The 16,355-nt window shown below is 67.5% G+C and carries 12 protein-coding genes and 1 pseudogene; 4 read left to right on the top strand and 9 right to left on the bottom strand.

What is annotated here, in order from left to right; all coding sequences use genetic code 11:
• Window positions 1-24: 24 nt before the first annotated feature.
• The 6 genes from OHS59_RS07565 to OHS59_RS07590 all read right to left on the bottom strand — a co-directional run bounded on the left by OHS59_RS07565 (window position 25) and on the right by OHS59_RS07590 (window position 7,872).
• Window positions 25-1,464: a family 43 glycosylhydrolase gene (locus tag OHS59_RS07565; protein WP_328499098.1), complete on the bottom strand. Its 1,440-nt coding sequence runs from the start codon at window positions 1,462-1,464 to the stop codon at window positions 25-27.
• A gap of 317 nt (window positions 1,465-1,781) precedes the next feature.
• Window positions 1,782-2,804 carry a galactofuranose ABC transporter, permease protein YjfF gene (gene yjfF / locus OHS59_RS07570; RefSeq protein WP_328492615.1) on the bottom strand — a complete coding sequence of 341 codons (1,023 nt, stop codon included), beginning with the start codon at window positions 2,802-2,804 and terminating at the stop codon, window positions 1,782-1,784.
• Window positions 2,804-3,904 (bottom strand): ABC transporter permease, encoded by a 1,101-nt coding sequence (locus OHS59_RS07575; protein ID WP_328492616.1) that lies wholly within the window; start codon window positions 3,902-3,904, stop codon window positions 2,804-2,806. Before OHS59_RS07575 ends, yjfF begins: the two co-directional genes overlap by 1 nt.
• Complete coding sequence (locus tag OHS59_RS07580) at window positions 3,901-5,439, bottom strand: sugar ABC transporter ATP-binding protein (RefSeq protein ID WP_328492617.1); 1,539 nt, start codon at window positions 5,437-5,439, stop codon at window positions 3,901-3,903. The genes OHS59_RS07575 and OHS59_RS07580 overlap by 4 nt, the downstream gene beginning before the upstream one ends.
• A 210-nt stretch (window positions 5,440-5,649) precedes the next feature.
• The gene (locus OHS59_RS07585) at window positions 5,650-6,666 is read right to left on the bottom strand and encodes an ABC transporter substrate-binding protein (RefSeq protein WP_328492618.1); all 1,017 of its coding nucleotides are present in this window, start codon (window positions 6,664-6,666) and stop codon (window positions 5,650-5,652) included.
• A 159-nt stretch (window positions 6,667-6,825) separates the two neighbouring features.
• The gene (locus OHS59_RS07590; protein ID WP_328492619.1) at window positions 6,826-7,872 is read right to left on the bottom strand and encodes a LacI family DNA-binding transcriptional regulator; all 1,047 of its coding nucleotides are present in this window, start codon (window positions 7,870-7,872) and stop codon (window positions 6,826-6,828) included.
• 407 nt (window positions 7,873-8,279) lie between these two features.
• Here OHS59_RS07590 and OHS59_RS07595 point away from each other — a divergent pair, with 407 nt between their 5' ends.
• Window positions 8,280-9,194, top strand: coding sequence for a GNAT family N-acetyltransferase (locus OHS59_RS07595; protein ID WP_328492620.1), 915 nt, complete (start codon window positions 8,280-8,282; stop codon window positions 9,192-9,194).
• A gap of 542 nt (window positions 9,195-9,736) precedes the next feature.
• Here the strand turns inward: OHS59_RS07595 and OHS59_RS07600 are convergent.
• Window positions 9,737-10,060: pseudogene (locus OHS59_RS07600) on the bottom strand (transposase); the annotation flags it as partial.
• A gap of 223 nt (window positions 10,061-10,283) precedes the next feature.
• Here OHS59_RS07600 and OHS59_RS07605 point away from each other — a divergent pair.
• On the top strand, window positions 10,284-11,861 hold the full coding sequence (locus OHS59_RS07605; RefSeq protein WP_328492621.1) for a hypothetical protein: 1,578 nt from the start codon (window positions 10,284-10,286) through the stop codon (window positions 11,859-11,861).
• Window positions 11,862-13,083: 1,222 nt separating this feature from the next.
• Complete coding sequence (cutA, locus tag OHS59_RS07610; protein WP_328492622.1) at window positions 13,084-13,410, top strand: divalent-cation tolerance protein CutA; 327 nt, start codon at window positions 13,084-13,086, stop codon at window positions 13,408-13,410.
• 50 nt (window positions 13,411-13,460) lie between these two features.
• Here the strand turns inward: cutA and OHS59_RS07615 are convergent, their stop codons facing one another.
• On the bottom strand, window positions 13,461-14,705 hold the full coding sequence (locus OHS59_RS07615) for a helix-turn-helix domain-containing protein (RefSeq protein WP_328492623.1): 1,245 nt from the start codon (window positions 14,703-14,705) through the stop codon (window positions 13,461-13,463).
• Between the two features lie 245 nt (window positions 14,706-14,950).
• Here OHS59_RS07615 and OHS59_RS07620 point away from each other — a divergent pair, with 245 nt between their 5' ends.
• The gene (locus tag OHS59_RS07620; RefSeq protein WP_328499099.1) at window positions 14,951-15,352 is read left to right on the top strand and encodes an ATP-binding protein; all 402 of its coding nucleotides are present in this window, start codon (window positions 14,951-14,953) and stop codon (window positions 15,350-15,352) included.
• 201 nt (window positions 15,353-15,553) lie between these two features.
• On the opposite strand, the gene OHS59_RS07625 is transcribed toward OHS59_RS07620, so the two are convergent.
• Window positions 15,554-16,353 (bottom strand): IS5 family transposase gene (locus OHS59_RS07625; RefSeq protein WP_328499002.1). Its coding sequence is split into 2 segments (ribosomal slippage): window positions 15,554-16,015 and window positions 16,018-16,353, totalling 798 coding nucleotides; the frame shifts between segments, so codons are not numbered across the junction.
• Window positions 16,354-16,355 lie beyond the last annotated feature (2 nt).

Raw genomic sequence — 16,355 nt, forward strand, 5'->3', positions numbered from 1 at the left:
GTGTTCCTCTCGGGATGGGGTCGCTCACGTGGTGGGCTTGAACTGCCACTGCTGGCAGGTGTTGTCGAGCCACGTCCACTGCCGTACGTCCGCGCCGTCCGCCGTGCCGCAGTCCGCGCCGTCGGCGACCTTGCCGGTACTCTCGTTGACGATCCGCGTGTGGTCCCCGGTGGCGGTGTGCACGAGGCGGAACTTCTGGCAGTTGTTGTTCAGCCAGGACCACTGCCGCAGGTCCGCGCCGTCGGCCGTGGAGCAGTCGGCGGTGTCCATGACCTTGCCGGTGGCGACGTTGACGAGACGGCTGGTGTCGTTGCCGAGGTCCTCGATGCGCCACTTCTGGTTGGCGCCGCCGGTGCAGGTCCACTGGAAGATGTTCGTCCCGTCCGCGGTGCTCCCACCGGCCACGTCGAGGCACTTGCCGCTGTTGCGGTTCACCAGCGTGTACGCCGTCGGGGTCGCCGCGGTCTCCCCGGACGGGCCGGCGAGGGTGGTGCCCAGGGCGACGGGGGTTCCGAAGTTCGGGGTGCCGTCGGCGTTCCAGGTGAATTTCTGGGCGCGGGTGGTGCGGCCGTTTCCGCAGCCGCCGTTCGCGGTGCTGTTGCCGTGGTGGACGATCCAGTTCTCGGTGCCGTCCGGCGAGGTGAAGAACCCGTTGTGGCCGGGGCCGTAGACGCCCGCCGCGTCGTTGCGCTGGAAGACGGGGGTCTGCTTCTTCGTCCAGGAGGAGGCCGACAGCGGGGTGCCGCCGGTCAGTTCGAGCAGGCCGAGCTTGTAGTCGGCGGTCTGGCAGGAGCTGGCGGAGTAGGTGAGGAACGTCCGCCCGCCCCGATACAGCGGCTCCGGCGCCTCGTTGACCGGACTTCCCTGCGTCTCCCAGCTGAGCGTGGGGCTGGAGATGACACTGAAGGTGGAGCTGCCGAGCGTGTACGGGTTGCTCATGGGCGCGATGACCAGGCTCTGCGTGCTTCCGTTGATGAACCCGCTGCCGACGAGATACAGGCTGCTGCCCTGCTTGAGCACGCTGGCGTCGATGAGCCAGCCGCCGGGCGTGAGGTTGGATCCGGTGAGCTGGTTCTTGAAGGTGTACGGGCCCATCGGGTCGGCGCCCGCGCTCTCCAGGACGTAGGTGCGTTGGGAGTCGCAGCAGGCGACGCCGCTCTGCCCCGCCGAGTAGTACAGGTACCAGCGTCCGTCGAGGAAGTGCAGTTCCGGCGCCCAGAAGTTGGTGTTGCGGGTGGCGGTGGTGTCGCTCCACACCTGGACGCTCGGAGCCACCGAAAGTCCTGCCAGGGTCGGCGACTTGCGCATGGTGAGCACGCCGGTGAACGAGGTGGTGACCAGGTGGTAGTTGCCGTCGTAGTACTCCAGCCAGGGGTCGGCGCCCTTCTGCGCCTTCACCGGGTTCGTGTAGGGCCGCCCCGCCGCGGCCGTGGCGGGTTGCGTGGCGAGGGAGGCGAGCATCATGAGCAGCGCCGCCACGAGGGTCGGCAGGTGCCGGGTACGGAACACGTGGGGCCCTCCTCGTGGTCACGTCGTTCGAAATACCGTACGGCGTACGTAACTTCGACCAGAAGATAGGTGTGCGACCTGTACACGTCAACGGTTCGGACGGGATTGCCTCCGCCCCTACCCTTCCCGTCACTCCATGGGGCTGCGCCCCTCGCCCCCGTATCGCGCTGCGCGCTCGTCCTCAAACGCCGGACGGGCTGAAACGTATTCAGCCCGTCCGGCGTTTGAGGACCGGGGGTTCGAGGGCAGCGCCCCCGAGTACGTGACGCCCCCTACGCCTTACGACGGGACGTCATCGTCCGCTGGATCAGGATGAACGCACAGAGCAACACACCCGTCGCGATCTTCGTCCACCACGAGCTGAGCGTGCCCTCGAACTGGATCAGGCTCTTGATCAGGCCGAGCACGAGGACACCGAACAACGTGCCCACCACATAACCCGACCCGCCCGTCAGCAACGTCCCGCCGATGACAACGGCCGCGATCGCGTCGAGTTCGAGACCGGTCGCGTGCAGCGGGTCACCGGACTGGATGTAGAGGGTGAACAGAAGACCTGCCAGCGCGGAGCAGAACCCGCTCATCGTGTAGACCGCGATCTTCGTCCCGCCCTGCGGAAGCCCCATCAGCAGCGCCGACTGCTCGTTGCCACCGATCGCGTACACCCGGCGGCCGAACCGCGTGTAGTGCAGGACGTAGAAGGCCGCGGCCAGGACCACGAGCGAGACGATCGCCCCGATCGAGAGGAATCCTCCTCCCAGGGACACCTGGGCCTGGGCCATGCTGCTCACCGAGGAGTCGCCGATCGAGATCGACTCCTTGCTGATGACCAGGCACAGGCCCCGGAAGAGGAACAGACCCGCCAGGGTCACGATGAAGGGCTGGATCTCGAAGTTCTGGATCACATAGCCCATGAGGTAGCCGCCGAAGGCACCCACGGCCAGCGCCATCGGGATGACCAGCACCAGCGGCAGGCCCTGACGTTCCACCAGCCACGCCGTGAACATGGTGGTGAAGCCGATGACGGAACCGACGGAGAGGTCGATGCCGCCGGAGAGGATGACGAAGGTGGCACCGACGGCGGCGACCAGTAGGTAACTGTTGTCGATGAACAGGTTGAGGAACACCTGCGTCTCGGCGAACCCGTAGTTCTGGTACCGGCTGAGGCCGATGGCGTACATGACGAGGAAGAGACCGGCCGTCACCAGGACGGGCAGGCGGCGGTCGGCGAGGACGCGTGCGGCCCGGCTCGGTGTGCCGTTGGCCGGCGCCTTGGGCTGCTGGGTTGTCGTGGTCATCACGAGACCTCCATCTTGCGTACGGTCTCGGGCGTCGCGGCGGTGTCCGCCGGGACCTCGGCCTGCCTGACGTCCCGTTTGCCGCCGAAGCGACCGCTCCCGAAGACCTTGGCGCGGAACTTCGGGGACTGCATCAGGCAGACGATGATGACGACGGCGGCCTTGAAGACCAGGTTGGTCTGGGTGGGCACGCCGATCGTGTAGATCGTGGTGGTGAGTGTCTGGATGACCAGGGCGCCGACGACCGTGCCGCCGATGGAGAACCGGCCGCCGAGCAGCGACGTACCGCCGATGACGACGGCGAGGATCGCGTCCAGCTCGATCCACAGACCGGCGTTGTTGCCGTCCGCGGCCGAGGTGTTGGAGCTGATCATCAGGCCCGCGATACCGGCGCACAGCGCGCAGAAGACGTACACCATGATCTTGATGCGGCGGGAGCGGATGCCGACCAGGCGGCTGGCCTCGGCGTTGCCGCCGACCGACTCGACGAGCAGGCCGAGCGCCGTGCGGCGGGTCAGTGCCACGGTGACGGCGACCACGGCCGCCACCACGAAGATGGAGAAGGGCAGCGTCAGCCAGTAACCGCCGCCGATCAGTTTGTACGGCTCGCTGTTGACGGTGATGATCTGCCCGTCGGTGATCAGCTGGGCGACTCCGCGTCCGGCGACCATGATGATCAGCGTGGCGATGATCGGCTGGATGCCCATCCGGGCGACCAGGAAGCCGTTCCAGAGACCGCAGACGACGGCGGCGGCCAGGCCGATGCCCATCGCGAGCAGCACTCCGGAGAGCGCGTCCTGGTCGGCCTGGTCACTGATGTACGAGCAGGTCAGGGCCCCGGTGATGGCGACGACGGCGCCGACGGACAGGTCGATGCCGCCGGTCGCGATGACCAGGGTCATGCCGACGGCGACCAGGATGAGGGGCGAGCCGAAGAGCACGATCGAGACGAGGCTGCCGTAGAGGTGGCCGTCCGTCATCTTGATCGAGAAGAAGTCGGGCGTGAAGGGGACGTTGACGAGCAGCAGGACGACCAGCACGGCGACCGGCCAGAACAGGTGATGGTGGGTCAGCGCTCGCCATCGGGGAGTGGTGGTCACTGGTGCTCTCCGCTCGCGATGGTCTCCAGGATCCGGGTGGGGGTGATCTCGGGCCCGTTGGCCAGCTGGGCCACGAGCTTGCGGTCGCGCAGCACGCCGATGGTGTGGCTGAGCCGCAGCACCTCCTCCAGCTCGGCCGCGATGTACAGCACGGCCATGCCTTCCTCGGAGAGCGAGACCACCAGTTTCTGGATCTCGGCCTTCGCGCCGATGTCGATGCCGCGCGTCGGCTCGTCCAGGATCAGCAGCTTGGGCTGGGTGATCAGCCAGCGGGCGAGCAGGACCTTCTGCTGGTTGCCGCCGCTGAGTTGGCCGACCCGCGCCTCGGGGTTGGCCGGCCGGATGTCCAGGGCCTTGATGTACTTGGCGACGAGTTCGTCGCGCTGGGCGACCGGGATGGGCCGGGTCCAGCCGCGGGCGGCCTGCAGGGCGAGGATGATGTTCTCGCGCACGGTCAGGTCCGGTACGAGGCCCTCGGTCTTGCGGTTCTCCGAGCAGAAGGCGACACCGGCGGCGATCGCGTCGTTCGGGGCGCTCATCGAGACCTGTTTGCCGCCGATGCTGACCTTGCCGCTGTCCGGCTGGTCGGCGCCGAAGAGGAGGCGGGCCAGTTCGGTGCGGCCCGAGCCGAGCAGTCCCGCGAGTCCGATGACCTCGCCCTTCTTGATCTCCAGGTCGAAGGGGGCGATGCCGCCTGCCCTGCCGACGCCGTCGGCCTTGAGCAGCGACTCCCCCACGCCGGCGTGGAGTTGGTGGTCGTGCAGCTCCTCCAGCTGGTCCAGGGCCTTGCCGATCATCAGCTGGACGAGGCCGACCTGGTCGAGGTCGCGGACCATGTGCTCACCGACGAGGGTGCCGTTGCGCAGGACGGTCATCCGGTCGCAGACCTCGTAGATCTGGTCCAGGAAGTGCGAGACGAACAGGATCGCCACGCCCTCACCCTTCAACCGCCGCATCAGGGCGAAGAGTTCGAGCACCTCGTCACGGTCGAGGCTGGAGGTCGGCTCGTCGAGGATGAGCACCTTGGTGCCGGCCCCCTGGCCGTCGGCGTCTCCGGTGCCCACCGACCGTACGATCGCGACCAGCTGCTGCACGGCCAGCGGGTACGAGGACAGCGGGGCCTCGACGTCGATGTCGAGGCCGAGCCGGTCGACCAGCTCGGCGGCCTCGCGGCGCAGCCGCTTCCACTGGATGCGGCCGAAGCGGGTGGGTTCGCGGCCGATGAAGATGTTCTCCGCCACCGACAGGTTGGGGCAGAGGTTGACCTCCTGGTAGACCGTGCTGATCCCGGCCTGCTGGGCCTGTGACGGGCTGTGGAAGCGTACGGACGTGCCGTTGAGGGTGACGGTGCCGCCGTCCAGGGAGTAGACCCCGGTCAGCACCTTGATGAGAGTGGACTTGCCGGCGCCGTTCTCGCCGAGCAGGGCGTGGATCTCGCCGGGGAAGAGCCGGAAGTCGACACCCGACAGAGCCCGTACCCCCGGAAACTCTTTGACTATGCCCGTCAACTCCAGGACGGGCAGCGGCTCTGCCATGGCAGCGCTCCTCATGGATATTCGTTCAGGCCCGCAGGGAGCCCCCTCGGCCGGGGTGTGGCCGGCTGGACGGAGGCTCCCTGGCGGTCGGTGCGGTCGATCAGCGAATGCCGATCAGTACTTGCAGCCAGTACGTGCCGGTCAGTGCTTGTAGCCAGTACGTGCCGGTCAGTACCTGCGCGTCAGCACTTGAGGATCAGTACTCGCGGGTCAGTACTTGCGGGTGGGGAGGGCTTCCTTGGCCTGCTCCTGCAGGAAGTCGCCCTCCTTGGTCTTGATCCGGCGCTCCACCGTCTCGCCGTCGTTGACCTTCTTCACGAGGTCCATCAGCTGCGGGCCGAGCAGCGGGTTGCACTCGACGATGCCGTTGATCTTGCCCTCGGACATCGCGACGAAGCCGTCCTTCACGCCGTCGACCGAGACGATCAGGATGTCCTTGCCGGGCTTCTTGCCGGCCGCCTCGATGGACTGGATGGCGCCGAGGGCCATGTCGTCGTTGTGCGCGTAGAGCACGTTGATGTCCGGGTTGGACTGCAGGAAAGCCGCCATGACCTGCTTGCCGCCGGCCCTGGTGAAGTCACCGGTCTGGCTGACGACGACCTTCCAGTCGTCCTTGTGCTCGGCGTCCATGATCTCCTTGAAGCCCTTGGCGCGCTCGATCGCGGGGGCGGCACCGGTGGTGCCCTCCAGCTGTGCGATCTTCACCGCGCCCTTGTGGCCGGCCTTCTCAAGGACCTTCTCCAGCATCTTGGCCGCGCGGCGGCCCTCGTCGATGAAGTCCGAGCCGATGAAGGAGACGTACAGGGAGTCGTCGGACGTCTCGATGGAGCGGTCGGTGAGGATGACCGGGATCTTCGCGGTCTTGGCCTCCTTGAGCACCGCGTCCCAGCCCGTGACGACCACCGGCGAGAAGGCTATGACGTTCACCTTCTGCGCGATGTAGCTGCGGATCGCCGAGATCTGGTTCTCCTGCTTCTGCTGCGCGTCGGAGAATTTGAGGGTGTAGCCGGCGTCCTTGGCCGCTTCCTTGACCGACTTGGTGTTGGCGGTGCGCCAGCCGCTCTCGGAACCGACCTGCGCGAAGCCCAGCGTGATCTTCTTGCCGCCGCCGTTGCCGGAGTCGGAGCCGGAACCGGAGGAGCTGTCGTCCTCCTTGGCACAGGCCGCCAGGCCGCCCGTGAGCGCCACGCCGACCGCCGCGGTGAGGAAGTTCCTTCTGTTGAGCATGTTCTTCTCCTTTGAAGAGCCGGCCCACTGGGGCCTGCTGGTACGCGCTTGGTACTCGTCGGGACAAGCCCCGGCATGTCCAGCATGCCGATCATCGTTCGAAATACCGGTCAAACGGGGCGAGTGGGAATGTGTGGGAGACGGCTGTCGGGTGCTGTGTCAGACGGGCGGGGCGCCCTGGTCGGAGGTGTACGGATAGGTACTGGCGCGGACGACGAGCTGGGGTTCGATGGCGATCCGGAGTGCGCCGGACGGCTCTCTGCCCTCGATCAGGTCCAGCAGCAGGGCGATGCTCCGCTTGCCGACCGCCGCGAAGTCCTGCCGGACGGTGGTGAGCGGAGGCGCGAAGAACTCCGACTCAGGAATGTCGTCGAAGCCGACCACCGCCACGTCCTGGGGAGTTCGCACCCCCGCCTCACGCAGGGCGCGCAACACCCCCAGTGCCATCTGGTCGTTGGCGACGAAGACGGCGGTCAGCCCCCGGCCCAGCCAGCCGGCCAGTTCCTGGCCCGCCCGGTAGCCGGAGAGCGGGCTCCAGTCCCCGCGCAGCATCAACGGCGGTTCCACGCCCGCCGTTTCGAGGGTGGCCCGCCAGCCCGCGGCCCGGTCCGCGGCCTCCTGCCAGTCCTCGGGTCCGGCGAGGTGCCAGACCGTACGGTGGCCGGCGGCCAGCAGGTGGCGGGTGGCCAGGCGGGCACCCAGGTGCTGATCCACGTTGACGCTGGGGATCTCCACTCCGGGCCCGCTGCCCACGGTCACCACCGGGAACGGGTGCCTGAGTTCGGCGAGGGCCTCGACCGCCGACCGCTGCGGCGCGACGGCGACGACTCCCTCCACCCCGCCCTCGCTGAGGTGGTCCACCGCCTCGGACAGTGTCTCGACGGTCAGCTTGCGCAGACTGACCGTGGAGACGAGATAGCCCTCGGCGCGTGCCGCCTCCTCAAGTGCGAAGAGGGTGCTGGCCGGACCGTAGAGGGTGGTGTCCGAGGCGACCACACCCAGGGTCCGGGTGCGCCGGGTGACCAGGGCTCGCGCGGAGGAGTTTCGGCGGTAGCCCATCTCCTCGATCGCCCGCAGCACCCTGGCCCGTGTCTCGACCCGCACGTTGGGGTGATCCCCCAGCACACGGGAAACAGTCTGGTGGGACACGCCCGCCAGTCGCGCGACATCGGCCATGGTGGGCGGCCGAAGCTGGGATTGTGCCATGCCGCACCTCCTTGGCGGTCGTGTACCGAGAACTTCCCGTGCCGGTCCTGTGCGGGACCCGGCCATCGGCTCGCGCATCGGCTGGTGATTGCGGAGGTCATTGTGAGCGCTAACAATTCATGCGGGTCAAGGGGGCCGACAACAGGAGGGCATCACGTTTGAGTAACGCGCCGGAAGCACGCTGTTGCGGAACGGCGGCGCACGGCCCGCGGTCGCGGCGCGGGTCCGGCACAGGTGCGGCAAAGGTATTGACGGGCCTCGGGCGCGGCCCTAGATTGCGGCACCGAAACCTCGAACCACGAACGAAATACCGGACGTTGGTATGCCGGACCTCGACGGACCGAACGCCGGCAGGAACCGGCCAGGGCCTCAACTCACCTCCATGGCAACGTGGTTAAGGTGATCAGGTGACGGAATTCGGCATCCTCGACGACAGCACGGAGTGGCAGGCGGACTTCGAGCGGCGGCTGCGCGCCTCGTACACGGCGGCCGGTCTCGGCGTCGACGGCGTGGAGCGCAGACTCCAGGGTGTGCGCGACGACATCGGTGACTGGACGGTCGCCGAGATCATGGACGCCGGGACCCGGGTGGGTTACGTCGCCGTGGTCGTGGCCGACCACAACGGCACGCTCGCGGGCCGCGTCGGAGACCTCCGCGTCGACGTGCCCCACGCGGGCCAGGGTCACGAACAGGCCGCGCGGGACTGGGCCGAGGAGTGGTGTGCGGAGCGCGGCGCACGCCGGCTGGACGTACGGCTCACCGAACCCGCCGACGGGCTGTTCGGGGATTACCGGGTCCGCGGCCAGGCCAGGTTGCGGCGTATCGGCTCCCGGCCGGAACTTGCCGACGGCGTCACCGTACGGCCGATGACACCGGCCGAGTATCCCGACTGGCTCGCCTACGAGAAGGCCGCCTACGTCGACGACATCGTCCGGTCGGGGGCCCTGGCCCCCGAGGAGGCCCGGCGCAAGTCCGACCTCGACTTCGCGAAGGTGATCCCCGAGGGCCTGTCGACGCCCGGCAACACGTTCCTGGTGCTTGAGGCGGCGGGCGGGACGATCGGCACGGGCTGGCTGAAGCACCGGTATCTGCCGGGGGTCACCTACGGCTACTCGCTGAACATCGAGGAGAAGCACCGCCGCAAAGGGTACGGTCTGGTCGCGATGGCGGCCGGTGAACAGGCAACGCTCGCGGCGGGCGACTCGGCCCTGATGTTCACCGTGTGGGGCGGCAACGAGGCGGCGACGAAGCTGTACACGCGCGCCGGCTACCGGATCGTGGAGGAGAACCTCGCGATCGGCCTTCCCCGCTCGGCTGCCTGACGCGGCCCGGTCGGCATCCGGCGGGGCACGGAGGAGAACGGGGCCGCTCATCGGCACGAAACAGGGGCCACCCGAAGGTGACCCCTGCCTGCGACGTTCCCGTCGGGACGACAGGATTTGAACCTGCGACCCCTTGACCCCCAGGAGTGCGGGCTGCCGGGATTATCTGGATGAACCGGCTATTTCAAGGGCAGATACCGTGCGCCTCGCGGTATGAAGTTCGGCACCGCGCATGCCGTTTGGTCCCCAACTGGTCCCCAGAACGCAGACCAGGTCCAGCCCCACAGCCGAGCGCGGACCGATAACCGCTCGCTCGGTCGTGACGGCTCCGGGGGCTCTGATGCTCCTATCGTTGGTCAAGTGGCGGCGAGCCAGCTGCGATAGGTGTCGGCGAACGCATCGTCACGGCGAAGTCCGCGTTCGATGTTGGAGATAACGGCGGGCCAGACTCTCAAGTGGTTCGCCGCGGCGGTCAGTGTGATGTTCTTGGCCTGCCGGGCGGCCCGGAGATCCGCGATCTCCGGGACCTCGCCCATCGTGGTCAGGAGGCGGAAGATCTCACGGGCGATGGCGCGTTTGAGGAGCCGGATGATCTCTTTCTTCGTCCGGCCGGCATCGACCTGACGCGCCACGTAGTCACGGGTGCGCTGATCACGGCGCATGCGGCAGAGCGCGATGCGATAGAGGGCTCCGTTCGCAGCGCGGTCACCGCCGCGCGAGAGCCGGTGACGGTTGGTCTTGCCGCTGGAGGCTGGCACGGGTGCGGCCCCGCATAGCGCGGCGAAGGAAGCCTCGGTGCGCAGGCGCGCGGGATTGTCACCGCCGGTGATCAGCAGCTGCGCGGCGGTGTCCGGGCCGACGCCGAAGGCGGCGCGCAAGCCAGGGTTGAACCGCGTGACCAGGACATCCAACTCTGCGGTCAGAGCAGCGTGTTCGGTGGTCAGGTTCTTGACGCGTTGCGCGAGCGAGCGCAGGGCGGTCAGGATCGAGTCACGGCCACCGGGACCCGCATATCACTATGACTGTCAGTGGTCGACGCTACCGTGAGAGACGAGCTAGATCGGCTCGTGGCCTCGGAGGGTGGCAGGCGTGGGTGACGTGGAGTGGCCGAAAGATCCTGGGGCCTACGAACAGGCCGTCGCCGTCCTACTCAGCTGCATGCACCCGCAGCTTGTGCGCGTTGATGGATCAGGCGGCGATGGCGGGAGAGACGCACAGCTCACGGCCCCCAACGGACTCCACGTCTTCGAGATGAAATCCTTCACTGGCCGGATGACAAAGGGGCGCCGGGACAAGGTCGAGAAGTCCTTGGGTCGGGCCGCGCTGCTGAACCCCGTCAGCTGGGACGTCATCGTACCGATCGACCTCAACCCGACCGAGGAGAAGTGGTTCAGCGGCCTTCAGCAGAGGTTCTCGTTCCCCCTTTCGTGGCGCGGGGCCACCTGGATCAAGGCCCGACTGGCCGAGCACCCGGCTGTGCGCCGGTTCTATTTCGCCGACCATCACGCGGAGCTGGGGCACCTGCTTCAGGAGATCGCCCGGAGTCACATCTCGCCCATTGACACGGCGGCCGACGCAGCCGCGCGGCTCCGACAGCTGTGCGACCGTCTGGCCGAGCTGGACCCGCACTACACCTTCCGCATCACCGCCGGCCCGGGGCCCCACACCGACATTGAAGTTCTCCCCGCCTATCCGGGAGCCGATCGCGACCAGCCACTCCACATCGCGCTCAGCATCACCGACCCCGACAGCCCGGAGGGTGAGTCCGCCGCTTCGGAATTCGAGCGCTGCCGACGGTACGGGGACCCCATCGAGCTGCCGGCACACTACGTGCAGTTGTCCGGCCCGCCCTCGCTCCTACCGCCGCAGGGCTCCGATCGCGTCCGCCTAGAAGCGGTTCCCGAGCCCCGGGACCTGCCGGCCCAGCTGATCGTTACCGACCCAGCAGGCAAACGTCTCGCCGTGCTCGGGCTGCACATGACGTCCATCCGTTCCGGCTCCCATGGAGGAACCCTCGTGGGAGCCGATGCCACAGGAGCGATCACCTGTCGGCTTCGCCTGGACCGCACGACGCGGGAGTCCTCGATCAAGATCGATGTGAACGTCCCCGAGGCGCTACGGCCTGGGCAATGGCTGGATGTTGTCCGGTTCGCTTCCTATGCGGAACCGGCAACATACCTTCAGATGACCCTGGCGGGACACGCTGTGAACGACCCCTCGCCCTTCCGCATCACACCGCGCCATGACGGCGCGGTGCCGGTACTGCGGGTACTCGAACAGCTCGTCGCCATAGAGCAGCTGGCGGTGACCACTCTTATGGTCCCCAAAAGCCCGAGCCCCGAAGACCTTCGCGCCATACGCGAGGCCCACACACTGCTGACGGGTGGAGCGGTCGATGAAGTGGTCACTTCAGTGACCATGGAAGCCGATGACACCGAGTCCATACGAGGGCTGTTCACGGCGCCACAGCCTGTTCGGCTCAGGCAGAACCACCCCGCCTACGAGATCAGGATCTTCGGCCAGAACGTCCCCATCGGCCCGGTCCAGCGCACTCTGCCTCCGCTGTACGCCTCCGAACACCGCCGTACCGCGGATGGTTGGCACATCACGCTCACTGCCGGCACCGAGCCCGGAGCCAACGTGGCAAGTATCCGGCGCGCCGGTTAGCCAGCAGCTCAGCAGTCCGTGCCACCGTTCCGGCAGTAATGCATGTATCCACCACTGGTCCCCAGGCGTGGTCCCCAACCCAGCACGTCCGCCGATGCCATCACGCGGACGCGTCATAGACGGATGAATGCGTCCCGGGCGCGAACTGGACACGAGCTCGAACTACTTCTCCTTGCCGCGACCGGCCCGACTGCAAGCACGGGAGTGGGTTGCTACACCGCACTACGCCAGCACCAAGCCATTGCTGACCCGGGGCCAACCAGACCCCTGGTAGGCGCCGTCGGCCGGGCCGGGTACGCCATGGCGCTCACAGGTATGGATGACGCGACGAGCACAGGACGCGGCCGGGTCGTAAGTGCGTCCCGGCAGCGCAGGTGAGTTCCACACCACTGAGCCGGCCCGGTCTATGACGACCTGGACGTTCACTTTGAGGCGGCAGTACTTGGCCGACTAGTCAGCGACTGTCGCAGCCTCGGAGGCAGGTGGTGTCCCACGACGTGGTGTAGTGATGCGGAGCTCGGGACTCCGCAGGTCATGGCCGCGGTGCTCACGAAGCGTTGTTGCAGATCGGCGTCAACCGCCGAGAGCAGCATCAGGAGCGGATCCTGGCGCTCGTGCGCCAGACGGTGGCGAGCTGCATCCGGTCTCAAACGGCCCGGCTCTCTACACCACTTGGCGGGACACCACCCGGAGGCACACGCCCAGGGCCCGTGGAGCAGCGCGAGATCCGGGTCAGTCTCGCGCAGCAACCTGTGCTGACCGTCCCCTGTTTCGGCCCTGGGCCGCATTCCCTCTTTTCCCAGACCTCTACCGGGGCGACGCTGCAAGGCAGATCCATGTATCGAGCACTGGTCCCCAGAGCTGGTCCCCAAATCATCCGTGAGCAGGCCGTGTCATACCGCCACCAAAGGCCAGCCAGGCCATCTGCGGTCCAGGCTCCGTAGGTCGTGCGCCGCGCGCCAGGGCCGCCCGGCCGCGCTCTGCCATCTGCCCACAGGTCCACCAGTGTCCCGGACACTCGGCTGTTGCCGCCAAGCACCGCGCAAGCCGGATCCGCGCACGGTAGTTCGGGCATGGGGAGAGCCACCTCCCGTGCCCCGCGGTCGGTCCAGCGTTCGTCCTCGTCCGGCTCCGCGTAGGACTGCAACTGGTAACGACCGCCCGTCGGCGTGCGCCGAAGGGCTGGGTAAGGTCGCGGTACCCGAGCTGGAGAGGTAGATGCATGGCCCACGTGATTGTGATCGCGCAGACGACCAGCGACGACGAGGATCAGGCGAAGGCGCTGGCCCGAGGCGCGGTTGAGAGCAAGCTGGCAGCGGGCGTTCACATCGATGCGCCTATCACCGCCTTCTACTGGTGGAAGGGGAAGGTCGAGACGGCGCAGGAGTGGCGGATCTCGTACATGACGTCAACGGACCGTCTCCCGGCACTGGAAGCGTGGCTGCACGAGAAGCATCCGTATGACGTCCCTCAGTGGATCACGTTGCCCGTGACCGGAGGATCGGAGGCGTACCTGTCCTGGGTGGTCGAGGAGACTCACCGGCAGTAGGGCACGCGAACCGGCGCCTCACCGTCACCGAGCCTGCCCGCCGGGATGGCTCACGACGCGAACGCCAGCAAGTGGCCGGCCAAGTCGCGCTCCGTGTCGGGGAGCCAGGCAGCGATGCTCTGCGCCCGCTGGCGTCCCATGGTGTTCGGCTTTGACTCCGCTGCTGCGGCGAACTGGCGCGCGACGTAGGCCCCACGGTCTACGTCGCCGCCGCGCAGAAGCGCCGACGCCAGGTCCCCGAGGACCACCACCCCAGACTCAGGCAGTCCCTTACCGAGGCGCTCGACCGCGGAGTCGGCTGTGACGGTCAGTTCTTGGCGCTTGAGTTCGCCGTATACCGAAAGCGCCAGTGAGTCCATCCGGTACGGCGTCACGAAGCGGACCCACGCCTGCTCGCTCGTATGATTCGCGAAGTCATACGCGAATCTCGCCTGCTCCAGGGCCCGGAGAGCGCCGGCTTCGTCAGCTGATTGAGCCGCTTCCTCCGCGTACCGTCCCAATGCCCACGCCGCAGCGGTCGCGTTGCCATGCCCCCGCACGTCCTGAGCCGCCTGCGACAGCATCTCCAGCGCCTTACCCGGGGTAGCGGCACCGTAGCTCGCGTAGCCCAGCGCCAGGGCGCGCAAGGGCGGGTGCCCGGCCTTCTTCGCGCACTCCGAGGTCACCCGGTAATAGGCAGCAGCCTTATCGTGTTCCCCCAGGTCCCAGGCGACCCATCCGGCAAGGGCCGCGGTCTCCCCCGCCGCGATGGTCAGCGCTCGCTCGTGGCCGCCAGCACGGGGAAGGGCCGCCGTGATCGCGTCCAGGTGAGACTCGACCCGGTTCTGCAAGCTGCGTGCGTTTTCACTCAGCTCGTCCACATGCAACTCGGCCGCGTGATCGATGAGCACCGACGCGGACTCGGGGTCGATCTTGGCTCCCTTGCTGAGCGCGTAGGCGAGTCGGCCCCAAGGCTCGGAAGCGGCAGCTGCGCCGACGACGGCGCCTCCCAGCAGCGTTCGGCGCTTCACGTCGTCCAGGTCCTCCCCTTCAGCGTCGTCCTTCTTCCTCCGCCTGACTCGGGCGGCCTTTGCCTCCCGCAGGAGCGGCTCCAATGGGACACCGCAGGCCACAGCGATGTGCCCAAGTGTGTGGTTCGTAGGGACGTTCTCACCGTTCTCGTACCGACTGACCTCTCGGCGGGTCACCGTCGCCCGGCCCGAGGCCGCGTTGATCGCATCCGCCTGCTCATCCTGCGATCGGTCCGCGTTACGGCGCAGCTGACGGAGTAGTTCGGCGAACGGATCTGCTGCCATGAGTGTGACCTCTATCGGTGGGGAATCCAATCCTGGCCCCAACTCCCCCCTTATTTTCCCCCCTTGACAAAGTTTTCCCCCTCAGGTTTCCCCTGTTCCGGATCGCGGCACCACGGTGCGATGGGCACATGACCACGCACCGGGCAGCAACGCCTCCCCACCCTGGGATGACTGACTGCGGGCCCACCGCCGCCAGCAGCGCGCCGACCGTGTCTCCGCTGGCATCCCGCGCCTTCGAGATGGTCATGGCGCCGGCGAGTGCTCATGTCGCTCATGCACGAGGCACCACAGCGGCCGTGCTCAGGCAGTGGGCCCTGCCGGACGCCCCGACGGAAGACGCCCAGCTTGTCGTCTCAGAGTTGGTGACCAACGCAATCAGTCACGGCTCTGGGGCCGTGGGTCTGCGGGTGCAGTACGGCAACCGCCAGCTCCGGATCGAGGTCACCGACGGGAGCACCACCCCCGCCAAGCGACGACGCGCCGGCGCCAACGACCTGGGCGGGCGAGGGCTGCTCCTAGTAACACGCCTGTCACGCCGGTGGGGCGTGGCCGACAGCGGCCGGACTACATATGCGGTCATCCCCACTCTTTCGGAGGCACCCCCATGTCGCCGCACACAGCAACCAACCTTCGATCCGACGTGTTGAGCCCTGTGGCCGACCGTGATCAGGGTCGGGAGGTGCAGTCGTCCGGCGGCAGTCCCGACCCGTTGGAGCGCCACTCCCGCAATGGGCAGCTCCGTAAGCTCCGTCAGCACTTCCATCGCGAGACTGTCGGAGAGCGCGAACGCCAAAGCGGCGACCGGCAGCTTTGCCTCCTGGCGTACAGCTTGGTGCTGAGAAGTCATCTCATTTGGTGAGTCTGCGGTAGCAAATCAAGGTGCAGGCGATGCTGGTGAAGGCGAGGAAGTGGTCGGCTTTGCGTTCGTAGCGACGGTGCAGGCGTCGGCATCCGGCGAGCCAGGACATCGTGCGCTCCACGGTCCAGCGGTGGCAGCCCAGGCGGGCCGAGGACTCGATGCCCCTGCGGGCGATGCGGTGCCGGATTCCTCGGCTGGATAACCATCGTCGCAGGTGGTTGTAGTCGTAGCCCTTGTCGGCGTGGAGTTTGTGGGGTCTGCGTCGCCGGGGTCCCCGGCGGGAGCGGATCGGCGGTATGCCTTTCACCAGTGGGATCAGTGCCTGGCTGTCATGCGTGTTGGCGCCCGAGATGCCGATGGACAGGGGCAGTCCGGTCCGCTCTGTGATCAAGTGGATCTTTGACCCGTACTTGCCCCGGTCTACAGGATTCGGGCCTGTCAGTTCCCCCTTTTCAGGGCCCGCATGTTGACCGAGTCGATCGCGCACCGGGACCAGTCCAGCTCGCCACGGGATCCGAGCTCGTCGAGGACCAGGCGGTGGAGTTTGGCCCACACCCGGGCCTTCGTCCACTCGGTGAAGCGCCGATGGGCCGTCGCGCCGGACGGGCCGAACGACGCGGTCGGCACCTGCTGCCACGTGCAGCCCGAGGTCGCCACGAAGACGATCGCGGCCAGCACTTCACGGTCGCCGTGCCGACGCCGGCCACCGCCCTGGGGCCGCGACGGTGCGTCGGGCACCACCCGTTGGAACAGCTCCCACAACTCGTCCGGCACCAGCCGCTCAACGATCT

It is taken from the genome of Streptomyces sp. NBC_00414, from assembly GCF_036038375.1.
In the GTDB taxonomy this organism is placed as follows: domain Bacteria; phylum Actinomycetota; class Actinomycetes; order Streptomycetales; family Streptomycetaceae; genus Streptomyces.

What these genes read in the sequence shown, in the direction of transcription:
- OHS59_RS07565 (WP_328499098.1), bottom strand. Translation starts at nt 1,464, where the DNA reads ATGATGCTCGCCTCCCTCGCCACGCAACCCGCCACGGCCGCGGCGGGG.
- yjfF (WP_328492615.1), bottom strand. Translation starts at nt 2,804, where the DNA reads ATGACCACGACAACCCAGCAGCCCAAGGCGCCGGCCAACGGCACACCG.
- OHS59_RS07580 (WP_328492617.1), bottom strand. Translation starts at nt 5,439, where the DNA reads ATGGCAGAGCCGCTGCCCGTCCTGGAGTTGACGGGCATAGTCAAAGAG.
- OHS59_RS07585 (WP_328492618.1), bottom strand. Translation starts at nt 6,666, where the DNA reads ATGCTCAACAGAAGGAACTTCCTCACCGCGGCGGTCGGCGTGGCGCTC.
- OHS59_RS07590 (WP_328492619.1), bottom strand. Translation starts at nt 7,872, where the DNA reads ATGGCACAATCCCAGCTTCGGCCGCCCACCATGGCCGATGTCGCGCGA.
- cutA (WP_328492622.1), top strand. Translation starts at nt 13,084, where the DNA reads ATGGCCCACGTGATTGTGATCGCGCAGACGACCAGCGACGACGAGGAT.
- OHS59_RS07615 (WP_328492623.1), bottom strand. Translation starts at nt 14,705, where the DNA reads ATGGCAGCAGATCCGTTCGCCGAACTACTCCGTCAGCTGCGCCGTAAC.
- OHS59_RS07620 (WP_328499099.1), top strand. Translation starts at nt 14,951, where the DNA reads ATGGCGCCGGCGAGTGCTCATGTCGCTCATGCACGAGGCACCACAGCG.